Here is a 14,117-nt window from a genome sequence, read left to right as displayed (position 1 = left end):
GGCCTCCGTCGGACGCGGTCGGCCCATGGAAAACGAGGCGACGTGCTGGCGACCGGCTCTCTACGCTCGGCGCCATGGAGAGAAGCGAAGAGTTGCTGAACGTCGTCGACGTCGAGGCGACGTGCTGGGACGGCGAGCCACCCGTCGGGGCGGTCAACGAGATCATCGAGATCGGCCTGACCGTCGTCGATCTCGGAACGGGCGAGCGGATCGGGAAGCACCGCATTCTGGTGCGACCGGCCCGATCCGCCGTCAGTGCCTTCTGCACCGAGCTGACCGGACTGACCCAGGCCGAGGTGGACACCGGCCTGGACTTCGACGGCGCGTGCCGGCTCCTGGCAGCCGAACACCGCGCCGGGACGCGCCCGTGGGCCAGTTGGGGTGACTACGACCGGCACCAGTTCACCCGGCAGTGCCAGGCGACCGGTACCCCGTACCCCTTCGGCCACCAGCACACCAACGCCAAGGCGGTCTTCGCTCGGGCCCACCAACTGCGCAAGCGACCTGGGATGGCCCAGGCGCTGCGGATCGCCGAACTGCCACTGGAAGGACGCCACCACAGCGGTGAGGACGACGCCTGGAACATTGCCGCGCTCATCCTCAACCTCAACGCCCAGGGCAGCTGGCCCGGCACGCCCCACCCCTGAGGCCGGCCGACGCGAGCTCGGCGGAGTCGGCAGTCGGCAGTCGGTGGTACGAACCCGGTCCTGCCCGGCTGCTCGGCCACGGGTGCGATGCGCTCGCTACACCGTCAGCACGATCTTGCCGACTGTGCGGCCCGACTCGACCAGTCGGTGCGCCTCGGCGGACTCCGCCAGCGGGAACGTCTGTTGGATGTGCGGCCGCAACGCACCGTTGGTGGCGAGTGCGGCGAGCCGCTCCAGGCCGGTGTGGTCGGGCTCGACGGTGACTCCCGCGAAGCGGCGTCCGGCCGCCTCGATGCGGCGCGCGAGGTCGCGGTCGGTGCGCTCGACGATGGTGATGAACCGGCCGCCGGGCCTGAGGGCGGCGATCGAGGCGTCACCGTAGCCGCCGACCGCGTCCAGAACGACGTCGACGCCGGTCTCGCGGAGTCGCCTTGCGAAGTCGGCCGTGCGGTAGTCGATCACCTCGTCCGCGCCGAGATCCTTGACGAACTCGTGCTTGGCGGAGCTGGCGGTGGTCGTGACGTGGGCGCACCTGGCCTTGGCGATCTGGATGGCGAAGTGGCCGACGCCGCCGGCGCCCCCGTGGATCAGTACCCGGTCGCCTTCGGTGACGCCTGCGGTGTCGACGAGGGCCTGCCAGGCGGTCAGGCCCGCGAGCGGGACGGACGCCGCCTCAATGTGCGTGAGATTCACAGGCTTCATGGCGAGTTGCCGCGACGGGACGGCGACGTAGTCGGCGAAGGCGCTCCCTGCCCTGGGGAAGAACGGCATGCCGAACACCTCGTCGCCGACGCCGAAGCGGGTCACGCCGGGCACGACTTCCTCCACGACGCCTGAGATGTCCCAGCCGAGGATGAACGGCGGCTCTCCGAGCAGCGGGAAGGCGCCGGAGCGGACATAGGTGTCGACGGGGTTGATCGAGGCGGCGTGGACCCGGACCAGCACCTCGGACGGGATCGGGACCGGCTTGGGGACCTCGGCGACTTCGAGGACATCGGGGTTGCCGAAGGCGTGCTGAGTGATCGCGCGCATGCTGCTCAGTTCTCCTTGGTGGCGGGCTCGATGGGCTCGATGGAGCCGAGGAAGTCGGTGATGAGCTGCTGCCAATGCTCGGGACGCTCGGCCATCGGGAGGTGACCGGTGGGGATGTCGACGGTCTTGGCCGTGGGGATGGCTGCGGCCAGCTCGCGCTGGAGCGAGGGATCGACCAGGGCGTCGTTCGCGGTGACGATGACGAGTGTCGGGACCGTGATGCCGGCGAGGTCGGCCCGGACGTCGATGCGCTCGACGAGTTCGGTGTGCTCCGGGGTGCCGGCGGGTATTGCGGCGGCGAAGTCCTTCAGCGCTTGCCCGAGCTGGGCCTCCGGGATCGCGGCGAGCGCCTGGGTGCTGAATCCGACGAGGGTGAGGAACTGGGCCAGGCGGTAGATGTCGCCGGCGGCGTGGAGGTCGCGCCAGAGACGGGCGGAGAGTGCCAGGCGGGTGTCGGCGTGCGCGAAGGTCGCGGTGAGGATCAACGCGGTGACGCGCTCGGGATGGCGGGCGGCCGCGCGGACGGCGATCGGACCGCCGAGGGAGAAGCCCGAGACCGCGAAGGTCTCCAGGCCCTCCGCGACGGCCGCCGCGACGAGTTGATCGGCGAGCCAGTCCTCGTCCAGCGGTGTCTCGGAGCGGGGCGAGGCACCGGTGCCGGGGTAGTCGATGCCGACGACCGTATGCCCGGCCGTGAGCGCGTCGAGGATCGGGCCGTAGTTCGCCTCGACGCTGCCTCCCGCACCGTGGGCGAGAACGAGGCCGGCGCCGTTGCCGGCAACGGTGACGGAAACCGGCGTGAGCTGTGTGCGCTGTGTGACCTGGCTGACCTTCGCGGTCCCGGGCATGGTTGTTCCCTCCCCTGTTGTGTAGCGTTCGCTACAAAAAGAACGCTACCACGGTCCCTAGCGACCGCTATAGAATTTCCCCATGACTGCATCACCGACGACCCGAGGCCGCCCGCGCGGCTTCGACCGCGACGCGGCGCTCGACGCGGCGCTGGATCTGTTCTGGCGCCACGGCTACGAGGCGACGTCGATCTCGATGCTGACGAAGGCGATGGGCATCAGCCCGCCGAGCCTGTACGCGGCGTTCGGCGACAAGCGGAAACTGTTCAGCGAGGCGACCGCGCGCTACGCGGAGACCTGGGGCCAGTACGGGACCCGTCCGCTCGCCGAGGAGCCGACGGCGCGCGCGGCGATCGAGAGGATGCTGCGAGAAGCCGCGGAGGGCTACACCGATCCGGCCCACCCGCCCGGGTGCCTGGTGATCAGCGCCGCGGTCAACGTCGCCGAAGCCGACGCCGAGGTGAAGCAGGAGCTGCGCGGCTTCCGGGAGCAGGCCAAGGCCCGCATCGCCCAGAAGATCGCCGAGGACGTGGCAGACGGGGTGCTCCCGGCCGGGACTGACGCCGTCGCGCTGGGTCGGTTCTACGCGGCGGTGATCCAGGGCATGGACACCCAGGCCGCCGACGGCGCCACCCGCGCGGAGCTGGACAGCATCGTGGACGTCGCGCTGGCGGCGTGGCCGCGCTGACATCGAGCGCCACCCCCCCCGCGCGACGCATCGCTTGGACGGCAGCGGGGTGTGGTGAAGCGGCCGTCGGGTGGCGAGCACAGCGGGCTTCGCTCGGCCCCGCTCGGCCCCGCTCGGTGAACTCGGCTGGGCGCCGCGCCGGCGTCGGCGTCGGGCCACGCTCAGTGTCAGTCTCAGCGTCGGCGTCGGCGGGTGGGCTTGGCGCGGCCCTGGCGGGCGCGGGCGGCGCTGAGGCGGCCGAGTTGCGCGCCCAGGCCCTGCAGCGGCCCGTCCGCCAGGCGTTGCAGCCGTGCGAGTCCGTCGCGGTCCGGGTGGCCGGAGGTGAGCGCGGTGGAGACGGCGGCGCGGGCCTGGGCGGCGCCCTCGGCCAGCAGCATTTTCGCCGTGGCCTCCTCGCCGAGGTTCTCCAGGAGTTGGAGCAGGCTCTCGGCGACCATGAGCGGTGCTTCGGCGTCGGTGACGTCGTCGGGTTCCAGGAGTTCGCGGCGGACCAGGACGCTGAGTGCGGTCGGCGCGAGGACGGGGTCGCTGCGCAGGGAACGGAGCATCAGTTCGCCGTGTGGTTCGGGCATTGCGGCGACGAGGACGTCGAGCATGGCCTCCGCGCGGCTGCGGAAGGGGGTGGCGCGCACGGCCTGGAGCAGCTGCTCGCGTGCCGCGTCGGCGCCGTTGTGGGCCTCGGTCCAGAGGGCGAGTTCGGTGCGGGCGGAGTCGGGGTCGTAGTGCTCGGCGATCACCCCGAGCAGGCCGGCGGCCGGGGCATCGGTGAGTTCACCGACCAGCGGCGCGTCGCGCCCCTCGGCGAGCAGGCGGCTGCGGACGGCGTGGGTGCCGAGAGCGGTGAGCCGGATCAACTCCACCGGCCCGGCGGCCAGTTCCGCGCGCAGCTGCTCGGCCCGGGAGGCGGCCTCGGGGTCGGGTACGGACGATGCCCCGAACAGCAGCTGGGCGATCTCGGGCGGCATGCCCTCCGGCAGGGGCGGCGCGGGCAGGTCCAGGTCGGGGGCGTCGAGGAAGACCGGGTCGGCGATGCCCTGGCTCCGGTCGACCACGCCCAGGTGTTCCAGGGAGCCGAGGACGTGGTGAAGGTCGTGGTCGGCGTCCAGCAGCCAGCCGCGCACGTTGTGGGGCTCGGCCCCGGCCAGGCCGAAGCGTTCGCGGTAGGCCAGGTGGACCGAGTCGCGCAGCCGGGGCCAGGGCATGGGGAAGGGGAGGCTGTAGAGGGTGTTGAGGACGTCGGGGAGCACGTCCTCGTAAATGCCGTACAGCATCGAGGTGGGCATGAAGGTGTCCGGTGGGCCGCCCAGCAGCGGCTGGCGCAGTTCGAAGAGCGCCTCGAAGGCGCGCAGCCACAGCGCGAGCGGATCCTGCAGCAGCGGGCGGGCCTTGGCCACCTGGTAGAGGCGGCCCTTGGCGGTGCGGACCAGGCGGGCCTGCTTGGCCCAGGCGAAGAGCAGGTTCAGCCGCGGCAGTTCGGCGCTGGTGCGGGGCGAGCCGGGGCGGTCACCGGTCTCCAGCAGGTGCACGAGCTCGCGGGCGTCGTTGAGCCTGAGGCGGGCCAGCTTGGTCAGCTCCCGGCCCTCCGGTCCCACCCAGGACACCAGCCCGGCCAACTGGCCTACCAGCGGCGAGAGCGCGGCCTTGGCGCGCAGTTCGTCCTCGTCGGGGAGGACGACCGGCAGCTGAGGCTCCGCACGACCCACGAGCGGTGGACCGGTGCGCCGGTGGCGGTCCAAGATGGCGTCCAGGGTGTCCCCGTCATAGGGAATCCGGCCGCGTTGGGCACGTTCGATGAAGCGCGTCAGCGATGCCTGGTCCACGATGTCGACGCCCTGCTCGGCGGCTGTGGCTGCCCAGAACTTCGCCACGCCCCAGCGCGTGCGGTCGGCCATCGCGGCCGCGAAGCCCTCGCTCGCCCGGTCGATGGTCTGTTCCAGTACCTGGAGGCTGTCCCCGCGCGGATCCGTGAGGCCGTGCGCGTCCAGGTAGCGCAGCAGGACCCGAAGCCCGCCCGGGCCGTCGGCGCCCGGCCGGCCGGGAAGCTCCGTCAGGGTGCGCGGCAGCCAGTCCAGCAGGAACTCCTCGACATGCCGCTGCTGCCACAGCCCCAGTCGGCCGTCCACGGTGCCGCGATGCCGGTACTCCAGCGCCGAGGTGATGACGAGCGGATCGGCGGGCTCGTCCGCGAGGCGGCCCCATTCCGCCGCTCGGCGCGACAACTCCCGGGACCCTGCTGTGAAACCATCCTGATCATCAGCCTCGAAGAACGTACGCATGGGGCTATGGACTCCTCCAGGACGGGCCTTTGACGAGTCCCACGGTAGTGGACCGCCCACGCGCCGGAGGGCATGTCGCAGCGCGCCGCACGAGTGGCCGGCATGGTACGGACCCGGCGTGGTCCGGATTGATCGACCTTGCCGAATCTTTGTCACACCCGCCTCGTAGTCTGCGGCCATGAACGATCAGATATGGGCAGGTGTGCGGGAGCGGGTGCGCGCGCTGGCGGAGTCGGTGTCGGGGAGGAAGGTGTTCGGCTCCATCGGGCATGGGTTCGCTCTTGATGACCCTCTGACTCCGGACGAGGTTGACGCCCTCGAAGCGCAGATAGGCGTCGCGCTGCCCGACGAGTACCGGACCTTCCTGCTGGAGGTCGGCGCCGGCGGTGCGGGACCGTACTACGGCATCTACCCCGCACGCTGCCAGGACCGATGGTGCTGGGAGGGCGACGGAGTCGAGCTGGCGGACCTTTCCAGGCTGGCCGAGCCGTTCCCGGTCCAAGGGCCGGATCCGGCGGCACTCCGTGCGCTCCTGGACGAACGCCCCGAGGAGGAGGACTACGAGCAACTCGATGACTTCGACGGCGCCGTCGAAGCCTGGGAGCAGCGCTGGGCAGCGCTGATGTGGTCGGCGGACCGGACCGTGGGTGCGGTGGTGATCTCCACGTCGGGCTGTGCCGTTCGGCAGTGGCTGGTCCTCAGCGGGCCAGAACGCGGGCGCATCTGGTGGGACGGCCGGGTCGACGACGAGGACCTGGAACCGCTCCGTGACGACGAGGGAGAGCCGGTCTCCTTCGCCCAGTGGTATCTGGGCTGGCTCGCCGATGCGGAGCAGCGTGGAGCGGTGTCGTCCACGACGACCACCAAGGCCGCAGCGCCATCGGGCGCTCCTGCGTCCACGCGGCAAGTGCGGGTCAGGGCCGGCGCGGCCTCGCACCTGAAGCCGACGAGGACCCGGCTGGGCACCTGGATCGAGAACCTGCGCCGTGGGGACAGCCTCGTCGTCGAGCGAGAGGACGAGCAGTCCGGTGACTGGTACATCCAGGTGCTGCTGCGCGATGACAACACCTACCAACTGGAGTACCGCGACGGTGTCGCGGCTGAGCACTACCAGACACGCACCGTCTCCCGGGAGCGGGTGCTGAACGCCATGGCCGGATGGGCCTCGGGGGAGAGCGCCTGGAAGAGCGACTACATGTGGAACAACATCGGCGCCGACTTCGCGACCTCGAACGACCGCCCGTAGCAGGGCGGTGCGGCGAAAGCCGTCCCGTCGGTGACGAGCGCGTCGTCGGCCGTCCTCCCGGAGCGCGGTGACGCCCCGGCCCGCCGAGTCAGGAAGGCGGGCGGGTGCCGTTGTCCGGCGAGGTGTGGGCGGACCAGACCCGTGTCTCGTCGGCGGTCAGGACGCGGGTCAGCTCGGCCGTGCCGGGGAGATTCGGGAAGAACCGGTCGGCGTTCCAACTGCGCTTGTATGTCGGCTCGTCGAGCACGAGAAGGCGACGTCCCTCCACCACGGGGATGTCGTCGGGCAGCCCTTCGTTCCAGATTCGCGCGCCGTTCGGGGCGAGGAGCTCGAAGGCCCCGGTCGCGATGGCTTCGGTGCGGCCCCGGGCGGGCTCGGGGTCCGTGGCCAGACGGACACTCTCTGCGGAGGGCGGGGTGCCGGGCACGTGGCCGCCCCCGACGAGGGTGTGGGCGAGCAGCGTGTGCAACTGGAAGTTGTCCCCGATGCCGCCGATGCGCACCTCGAAGCCGGTTCCGGTGGGCCGGTGCAGCACGACCAGTGTCTCGTCGTCCAGGACCGCCAGCGCGTAGGCCAGGCACTTGAGGTCGTGCCGTTCCAGGGCCGCCAGGTCGCGACAGGCGGAGAGGATCGCGGATGTGTCCCGGCGGCGCACCTCGGCGCTGCGGCACAGCACGGCCAGCGCCGGCGGCTGCCACTTCTCGATCGAGCACCAGGCCAGCGCCAGCCGCGTGGCCAGGTATGCGTCGGGGGCGAGGCGGGCCAGCAGCGTGTCGTCGATGATCTTCTCGTCCGGCTCCGGCAGATCGTCCTCGGTCCCGCCGGTGGCGGTCCAGCGGCGGGCGAACTCCAGGGCGTCGCGCAGGTCCCGGAGGACGCCGTCGAGGATCGGTTCGGCGCAGGCCGCCGGATCGGCGCCGTGTTCGACGCAGAAGCCGGCCGCCATGGCCAGCATCGGCCGCGGGCCGATGGGCGGGAAGGCGGGCAGCAGCGCTGCCAACCGGGGCCCCGCCGGTACGCGTTCAGCATCCGACGCCGACTGCACCACGTTCATCACGGCGGAGAAGGCAGGTCCGGTGCGGGCGCCGTCACGAGCGGCAACCGCGTCCTCCAGCTCGGACACGGCTGTGGTGAGGCTCGAAGCCCCCTGCTTCCTCTTGAAGATCACCGGCATACCTTAGGCCCGAGGTCTGCGCGGCGTCATCGTCAAGCCGGGGCCGTCCAGGTCTCCGGATCGTCTGGGCCCCTGTCGGCGGCCGGAAAGGCGGCCGGAAAAGCGAGCAGGGCCCTCTCCCCGGAGGGAGAGGGCCCTGCTCGTACTGCCTATCTGCTGTGCGCCGCCAGGGACTCGAACCCCGGACCCGCTGATTAAGAGTCAGCTGCTCTAACCAACTGAGCTAGCGGCGCTTGCTGACGTCGTAGACATTACAGGACGAAGGCGCTGGATGCCGAATCCAATACCTGGAGGGGGTTTGGATCCGGGATCGGCCCGGGACCGGCCCGGGGTCAGGCCGGGGGGAGGCCGGGGCTGAGGAGCTGGAGGTGGCCCGGGTGGTGCGGGGCGGGGTCGAGCAGGTCGTGGTCGGTGAGGGTGCGCGGGCGGGAGGTCCGAGCCGGCTCGGGGGCCGGGCGGGTGGGGACCGCAGGGGCCCCGTGGTCCTCGCGGGCGGCGCGGACGCAGGCCCAGAGCAGGACGGCGGCTCCCGGGAGCCAGGGCTCGTGGGAGTCCGGGGCGACGATCCAGCGGTTGGGACCCTCCGGGGCGTCGGCCATCCGCTGGACCGGGGGCACGGTGATCGCGTCGCCGAGGCCGTGGCAGAGCAGCGGCGGGACGTCGCGGGCCCACTCCTCCCAGACCAGCAGGGTGCGCAGCCGGGCGGCGGTGCCGACCTCGGCGAAGACCAGGATCCGGCCCCGGTGGGTCGCCACCGGGCCGCAGCCGGGGCCGGACTCCCAGAGCTCGTCGAGCACCCGTCGGCCGAAGACGCCCGGCAGGTTCACGATGTCGAAGGTCCGCCCGCAGGGCAGGACGGTGGGCGCCCAGGGCTGGGACTCCCACAGCGCACGCATGCTGCGGGGGTACTCGCTGGCCGAGGCGAGCCACGCCTCGCCGGCGACGGTCACGTACTCGATCGATTGATGCGTCCACATATCCACCCCTCTAGAGCTACCGGGGGGCGCTCGGCAGAAGGGTGGGAAAGGTGGAACGCCGGACAGTAGCGGTTGGCGCGGCGTATCCTCCGGCGGCATATGCCAGCGGGCGGGTGAGGCTCTGCCGGCCGGGTGGGATGCGGTCGGTGGATGCGGTCGGCGGGCGACGCGCGCCGGTGCCTCAGAGGTGGCGTTGGCCGCGCTGGAGGCCGCGTCCGTGCTCGACCATCTTCGCCGCGTAGTCCGGGGTCCAGTCGGCGCGGGCGGCGATCTCCTCGCAGCTGAGGCTGTCGAAGTGCCGGGGGTCCGCGAGCTGGGCCGCGGCGACGGCCTGGTACTCGGTCGCCCGCTCGGCGGCGGCGCGGAAGGCCAGGGCCAGCTCGGTGGAGCGGCGCAGCAGCTCCCGGGGGTCCTCGATCGACTCCAGGTCGAAGAAGTGCTCCTGCTCCGGCTCCACCAGGTTGGGCTCGAAGAGCAGCGGTGCAGGGCGAAGCCTGCGCTGCGGCGAGCGTTCGGCGGGGGAGTCGGACATCGGTGCACCTCCGTGCGGGTCGCGGCTGACGAGGGAGTCGGCCGCGTTCCATTGTCGGGGCAGGCCGCCAGGTACGGAACAGGGCAACAGGCCGCTGGTATTCCCGTCCGGGGCGCGCTTTCTCAGCCGCGCACCCGGTGTTCGGACAGGTGGGCGAGGACCGCATGGTTGGCCTCCCAGCCGTCGGGGAACTTGACCGTGACCCCGAGCCGGACCGGTTCGGTCGACGGATGCTCGTCCAGCAGCTCGGCGATCCCGGCCCGGGCGACCACGATGCAGGCGTGCCGGTGCCGTGAGGCCAGCACGCACAGCCGTCCGGTCTCCAGGTGGAACGCCGTGGCGTCCGGGCGCCCGGACAGCGGGTGGAGGACCACGGTCACGTCGTACTCGCGTCCCTGCAGCCGGTTCGCGGTGTCGACGGTGACCCCGTCCGCCCCGCCGACCGGGACGCCGAGCCCGGTCAGGGCCGCGCGGACGGAGGCGGCCTGGTCGCGGTGGGCGGTGCCGACGGCGATCCGGTCGGCGGTCAGCGGCGACTCGCCGCGTTCGGAGACGCAGGTCCCCCGTCGGTCGAGCAGTCGCCGGACCACCCGCGCCACCGCGTGCACCGCCTCCGGGTCGGTACGCACCGTGTGCCGGGCCGGCAGCTCCAGCAGGCCCCAGCCGGTGTCGGCGGCGATGTCGATCACCCGGTCGGCGGCCGAGCCGTCCCCGGCCGTGGGCAGCTCCAGCCGCCGGTCGCCGGGGCCGGTCCCGGAGCGGAACGGCGCATAGGGGTAGAAGGCCGCCGAGACCAGCGGCGCGGCGGAGGCCGGCAGCCGCCAGGACACCGGCAGCCGGTGCGGCACGATCCGCGGATTGTGCGCCAGCAGGGTGACCACCGCGCTGCTGGACGGGTCGTAGCTGAGCCCGGCCCACTGGTCGGTGCCGACGATAGTGAACGGGTCGAGCTGTCCCGGATCGCCGACGAAGAGCGCCCGGTCGAACAGCCGCGCCACGGCGAGCAGGGCGTCCGAGCGCATCTGGTAGGCCTCGTCCACGATGGCGTGCCGCCACGGGTCGACGCCCTTCACCCACTGCCACTTCGCCGCCGTCGACACCACCACCGACTGCTCCAGCAGCTCGCTCGCCTTGGTGGAGGGCAGGACGTTGGGATGCCGCAGCGCCATCGGGTCGGGCGCGGCGTCGCTTCCGTGCAGCCGGCCCACGGTCAGCCCGGGATCGGCCGTCGCCAGCCGGTCCACCAGGTCGTCCACCTGGCTGTTGGTCTGGGCGACGATCATCAGCCGCTCGCCCGAGCCGACCAGTTCCCGGGCGGCCCGCACCACCAGCGTGGACTTGCCGGCACCCGGCGGGGAGTCCACGACCGTGCCGCGCTCGCTGCCGTGCAGGGTCGCGTCGAGGATCGCGGCGACGGCCCGGTCGGCCTCGGCGCCGGGGCCGTCGGCTCCGGACGGGGCGGGGGAGAGCGGGCTCAACGGTCGGCCTCTTCCTCGGGCTCGGACGCGGGTGCGGACGTGGACGCGGGCTCGGACGCGGGCAGGGACGCTCGCGGCGGACCGCCGTGGGTCCAGGGCGTGTCCTCGGGCTCGGGCAGGGGCGCGGACTGGCGGGCCGTCAGTTCGAAAGTGGTGAAGCAGACCTGGTCACCGGGGGCGGGAACGGTCCCGGGATCGGGTTCCTTCTTCCGGCCCATGCCGTTCAGCAGCCGGACGGTGACCGTGCCCGCAACACCGGCCGGCTCCGAGGGGGAACGGAGGGGCTGGTGGGAACCGGCCGGGCCGACCGCGACCAGCTCGGCCTTCTGCGGCTTAGGGCCGCCGGCCCGGTGCAGCTCCTGGCCGGGATCGGCGTGCAGCCGGTCCGCCGTGCGGATCGTCACCAGCGGCCGGGGCTTGGCCGTCTTCCTGCTGGTGTCGTACTCCAGTTCGACCCCGACCACCACGCCGGCCAGGGCCTCTCCGGCGAGTCGGTGCTCGGCCATGGCGAGCGGGTCGTCCAGGGCCTCCTGCACGCCCACCGTGGTCTGCTCCCGTTCGCGCTGCGCCAGCTTGCGAGCGGCGGTGACCGCGTCGTCCTGCACCGGCTGCGGGGGCTCGCCGGCCGCCAACCGGTCGCGGTGCGCGGTGTAGGACCAGCGGTCGCCGGTCCAGCGCTCCGGCACATGGGCGGCCTCGGGCAGCGCGCGCAGCAGGTCCACGCCTCGCCACAGCTGCTCCCAGACCGGGAGCAGCAGCCCTTCGAGCAGCCGGTGGATGTCCTGCTCCCGGGCCGCCGTGGCGGCAGGATCCGACAGTTGCCGGGCCGCGTCGTAGCGGGTGATCGCCGGTGCCAACAGCGTGCTGTCGAAGTGCGGATCGGTCGAAGGGCCGGCCGGTGGGCAGAGCAGTTGGCCGTTCGGGTCGCGCGCGGTCTCCGCGCGCAGTGCCGCCTCGGCGCCGGTCAGTCCGGCCGGCGGGTCCAACCAGGCCAGCAGCGCGCCGAGGTGCTGGTCCTCCAGGGTGCTCTGGCCGGTCGCCCAGTGCCGACCGAGCAGGTCGGTCATGGCGAGCAGCAGCGAGGAGCCCGGCACCTGGGCGCGGTCGCGCAGGTGCGTCAGCCACCGGCCCAGCAGCGGCACCCGGGGCGGGGCGGGGTAGGGACCGGGGTCCGGGTCCTCGGCGGTGCGCCGGAACCGGGTCGACCGCCCGAGCAGGCCGAGCAGTTCGATGCCGCCCCGGTTCGGGACGATGACCTGCGGCGCGTCCAGGCAGAGCTCACGGGTGACCTCGGCCGGCTCACCGGTCTCGGCGTCCTTGGTCTCCCTGGTGAGGACTTCGACGTCCGCCCCGAAGGACTCCAGGTAGGGCAGCAGTTCGGTGGCGAGTTCGGCGAGGAGGACGAAGCGCCGGGTGCGGTCCAGCGGCTGCGGCAGGGTCAGCAGCGTCGGCCGCTCCCGGTCGCGGCCGAGCATCACGGCAAGCGGAGCGCCGGTCTCACCGGCAGTGGCCAGCGGGATCAGGACCAGCGGCTGTTCGGCGAGGTGCCGGTGCCGGACGGTCGCCAGCGGCTCGGCGTGTCCGCTGCGGACCGCCTCCAGCCGGGCGAGGGTGGTGAGCAGGCTCATGCCTCGGGACCGCCGTCCGGGGAGTGGACGCGGTTCGGGACCGCGCAGGCCAGGGCCTCGGCCCGGAGCGCTGCCGCGTGGGCCAGCCGGGCGACCGCCTCGTCCGCGACGGCGACGGCTTCCTCGGCGACGGCTTGCTTGGTGACGGCGGAGCCTTGCTCTGTGACGACGGGGCCTTGCTTGGTGACGACGGGGCCTTGCTCGGTGACGGCGGAGTGGGCCGGTGCTGCCGACGCCGTTCCCTGGGCTGCCGCGAGTGCCTCGTCCACCGTGCGCAGGCTGCCGAGTTCACCTCGGACGCCCCGGCCCAGCGTCTCGACCGCTCCCGCGCAGCGGGCCTCCGCCCGGCAGTGGAAGGCCAGTTCGCAGCTGGCGAGGCAGTCGGGGGAGTACGCGGCACCCACGGCGGCGACGGTGGAGCCGAGTTCGGAGTCCGCCCGGTCGGGGGCGAGGTCGAAGGAGCTGCCGGGCGGGAGCGCGTCCAACAGCTCCTCGATCCGGGTGAGCCGGTCGAGTTGACGCCGGGTCACTGCCATCGGCTTGCGTACGTCGACCGTGGCGGCGGTGGGCCGGTTGGAGAAGTCCTTCGGGCAGACCAGCAGCACGGTGCCGGAGGGCGCACCGGCGAGTCCCTCGGGTTCGAGGTAGGGGTCGAACGGCTCCCGGAGTGCGCCGGGGCCGTCGCGGAACGTGTCGTCCTCGGGCTTGCCGGCCGTCTCCTGGCTGACAACCTTCTTGTCGGCCGCCTGTTTGTCGGCCGCCTCGGCGTCCAGTTCGGCTGCGGTCGCGCGCAGGGCGAGGACATAGACCGCAGCCTGCCGGGCCGCTGCCCCGACCTTGGCCGGGTCGGCGCCGCCGTCCAGGATGGGGAAGGACTTGATCTCCACGACCGTCCACCGCCCGTCCGGGCGGACGGCGATCACGTCCGGTTCCAGCAGGACGGTGGAGCCGGCCACCGCCAGCCGGAGCAGGGGGTGGTGCAGCAGCGTCCAGACGCCGGGCGTACGCGAAGCCCGCGCGAGCGCCGCCCGGGTGGAGGCGACGCGTTCGGCCGGGCGCTTCGGATCGGTGACCAACTGCGGGGTCTCCACCGGGCAGGCGTCGTCCGAACCGTAGGGAGCGGGCAGCGCGAGGTGGTGGCGGAGCAGTTCCAGCAGGTCGGCGAAGCCGTCGCTGGTGATCCGCTTCTCGAAGCTCAGTCCGCGGGCGATCGCGAACGGCGACTGGCCGAACGGTGCCGGATGGCCGAGCCGACCGGCCAGCGCCGCCTTGTCCACTCCGGCGGCGTCCAGCACGGCCCGGCGGCGGCAGCCCGGGTTGGCGGCGAGCGCCGCCAGGGCGCGGGCGTCCAGGCTGCGCTGTGGTGCGCTGCCGCGAAGAGCGGCCAGACGCTGCTCGAGTGGGGTGCGCAGCGCCCCGGTTTCAACGTGGTTCATGGTGCGGGCCAGTCTCGCATCCCGTACCGACAATTCGGTGCCGGTCGTCCGTAGCAGCAGGTGGGGCATCCGTCCGGGAATCGGGATCAGGGATCATGGAGGGCACCGGGAGACCGTGGAGTCACCGGGCGAGCCCCGGCTCGCACTGCCCCGAG

The 14,117-nt window shown here is 72.6% G+C and carries 12 protein-coding genes and 1 tRNA gene; 3 read left to right on the top strand and 10 right to left on the bottom strand.

Translation table 11 applies throughout. The features are described from left to right. Window positions 1–74 precede the first annotated feature (74 nt). Window positions 75–647, top strand: coding sequence for a 3'-5' exonuclease (locus BS75_RS13500; RefSeq protein ID WP_034088384.1), 573 nt, complete (start codon window positions 75–77; stop codon window positions 645–647). A 96-nt stretch (window positions 648–743) separates the two neighbouring features. Here BS75_RS13500 and BS75_RS13495 read toward each other — a convergent pair whose 3' ends face one another. Together BS75_RS13495 and BS75_RS13490 are read right to left on the bottom strand one after the other, a co-directional pair. Next, window positions 744–1,679 carry an NADP-dependent oxidoreductase gene (locus tag BS75_RS13495; RefSeq protein ID WP_034088383.1) on the bottom strand — a complete coding sequence of 312 codons (936 nt, stop codon included), beginning with the start codon at window positions 1,677–1,679 and terminating at the stop codon, window positions 744–746. A 5-nt stretch (window positions 1,680–1,684) separates the two neighbouring features. Then, window positions 1,685–2,527: an alpha/beta fold hydrolase gene (locus tag BS75_RS13490; RefSeq protein ID WP_042437192.1), complete on the bottom strand. Its 843-nt coding sequence runs from the start codon at window positions 2,525–2,527 to the stop codon at window positions 1,685–1,687. A gap of 82 nt (window positions 2,528–2,609) precedes the next feature. Between BS75_RS13490 and BS75_RS13485 the strand changes: the two genes are divergently transcribed. Continuing rightward, window positions 2,610–3,215, top strand: coding sequence for a TetR/AcrR family transcriptional regulator (locus tag BS75_RS13485; RefSeq protein ID WP_034088382.1), 606 nt, complete (start codon window positions 2,610–2,612; stop codon window positions 3,213–3,215). A gap of 173 nt (window positions 3,216–3,388) precedes the next feature. Here the strand turns inward: BS75_RS13485 and BS75_RS13480 are convergent, their stop codons facing one another. Further along, complete coding sequence (locus BS75_RS13480) at window positions 3,389–5,491, bottom strand: hypothetical protein (protein ID WP_034088381.1); 2,103 nt, start codon at window positions 5,489–5,491, stop codon at window positions 3,389–3,391. 178 nt (window positions 5,492–5,669) lie between these two features. Between BS75_RS13480 and BS75_RS51900 the strand changes: the two genes are divergently transcribed. After that, window positions 5,670–6,737, top strand: a complete 1,068-nt coding sequence (locus tag BS75_RS51900; RefSeq protein WP_331281420.1) for an SMI1/KNR4 family protein — start codon at window positions 5,670–5,672, stop codon at window positions 6,735–6,737. An 88-nt stretch (window positions 6,738–6,825) separates the two neighbouring features. On the opposite strand, the gene BS75_RS13470 is transcribed toward BS75_RS51900, so the two are convergent. The 7 genes from BS75_RS13470 to BS75_RS49295 form a co-directional block, all read right to left on the bottom strand. Then, complete coding sequence (locus BS75_RS13470) at window positions 6,826–7,911, bottom strand: hypothetical protein (RefSeq protein ID WP_034088380.1); 1,086 nt, start codon at window positions 7,909–7,911, stop codon at window positions 6,826–6,828. Window positions 7,912–8,070: 159 nt separating this feature from the next. Next, window positions 8,071–8,144: transfer RNA gene (locus BS75_RS13465), tRNA-Lys, on the bottom strand. 99 nt (window positions 8,145–8,243) lie between these two features. Next, window positions 8,244–8,888, bottom strand: coding sequence for a bifunctional DNA primase/polymerase (locus BS75_RS13460; RefSeq protein WP_174515030.1), 645 nt, complete (start codon window positions 8,886–8,888; stop codon window positions 8,244–8,246). Between the two features lie 181 nt (window positions 8,889–9,069). Then, window positions 9,070–9,420 carry a hypothetical protein gene (locus BS75_RS13455; RefSeq protein WP_034088379.1) on the bottom strand — a complete coding sequence of 117 codons (351 nt, stop codon included), beginning with the start codon at window positions 9,418–9,420 and terminating at the stop codon, window positions 9,070–9,072. 122 nt (window positions 9,421–9,542) lie between these two features. Further along, window positions 9,543–10,898: an AAA family ATPase gene (locus BS75_RS13450; RefSeq protein WP_034088378.1), complete on the bottom strand. Its 1,356-nt coding sequence runs from the start codon at window positions 10,896–10,898 to the stop codon at window positions 9,543–9,545. Continuing rightward, the gene (locus BS75_RS13445; RefSeq protein ID WP_034088377.1) at window positions 10,895–12,526 is read right to left on the bottom strand and encodes a hypothetical protein; all 1,632 of its coding nucleotides are present in this window, start codon (window positions 12,524–12,526) and stop codon (window positions 10,895–10,897) included. Before BS75_RS13445 ends, BS75_RS13450 begins: the two co-directional genes overlap by 4 nt. After that, window positions 12,523–13,962 carry a hypothetical protein gene (locus BS75_RS49295; protein WP_034092993.1) on the bottom strand — a complete coding sequence of 480 codons (1,440 nt, stop codon included), beginning with the start codon at window positions 13,960–13,962 and terminating at the stop codon, window positions 12,523–12,525. The genes BS75_RS13445 and BS75_RS49295 overlap by 4 nt, the downstream gene beginning before the upstream one ends. Window positions 13,963–14,117 lie beyond the last annotated feature (155 nt).

It is taken from the genome of Streptacidiphilus albus JL83 (assembly GCF_000744705.1).
GTDB classification, from domain to species: Bacteria; Actinomycetota; Actinomycetes; order Streptomycetales; family Streptomycetaceae; genus Streptacidiphilus; species Streptacidiphilus albus.
This window is presented reverse-complemented; position numbering and strand designations above follow the sequence as displayed.

Coding starts and splice junctions, on each gene's coding strand:
- BS75_RS13445 (WP_034088377.1), bottom strand. CDS start 12,526: ATGAGCCTGCTCACCACCCTCGCCCGGCTGGAGGCGGTCCGCAGCGGA.
- BS75_RS13500 (WP_034088384.1), top strand. CDS start 75: ATGGAGAGAAGCGAAGAGTTGCTGAACGTCGTCGACGTCGAGGCGACG.
- BS75_RS13460 (WP_174515030.1), bottom strand. CDS start 8,888: ATGTGGACGCATCAATCGATCGAGTACGTGACCGTCGCCGGCGAGGCG.
- BS75_RS13455 (WP_034088379.1), bottom strand. CDS start 9,420: ATGTCCGACTCCCCCGCCGAACGCTCGCCGCAGCGCAGGCTTCGCCCT.
- BS75_RS13470 (WP_034088380.1), bottom strand. CDS start 7,911: ATGCCGGTGATCTTCAAGAGGAAGCAGGGGGCTTCGAGCCTCACCACA.
- BS75_RS49295 (WP_034092993.1), bottom strand. CDS start 13,962: ATGAACCACGTTGAAACCGGGGCGCTGCGCACCCCACTCGAGCAGCGT.
- BS75_RS13485 (WP_034088382.1), top strand. CDS start 2,610: ATGACTGCATCACCGACGACCCGAGGCCGCCCGCGCGGCTTCGACCGC.
- BS75_RS13480 (WP_034088381.1), bottom strand. CDS start 5,491: ATGCGTACGTTCTTCGAGGCTGATGATCAGGATGGTTTCACAGCAGGG.
- BS75_RS51900 (WP_331281420.1), top strand. CDS start 5,670: ATGAACGATCAGATATGGGCAGGTGTGCGGGAGCGGGTGCGCGCGCTG.
- BS75_RS13495 (WP_034088383.1), bottom strand. CDS start 1,679: ATGCGCGCGATCACTCAGCACGCCTTCGGCAACCCCGATGTCCTCGAA.
- BS75_RS13490 (WP_042437192.1), bottom strand. CDS start 2,527: ATGCCCGGGACCGCGAAGGTCAGCCAGGTCACACAGCGCACACAGCTC.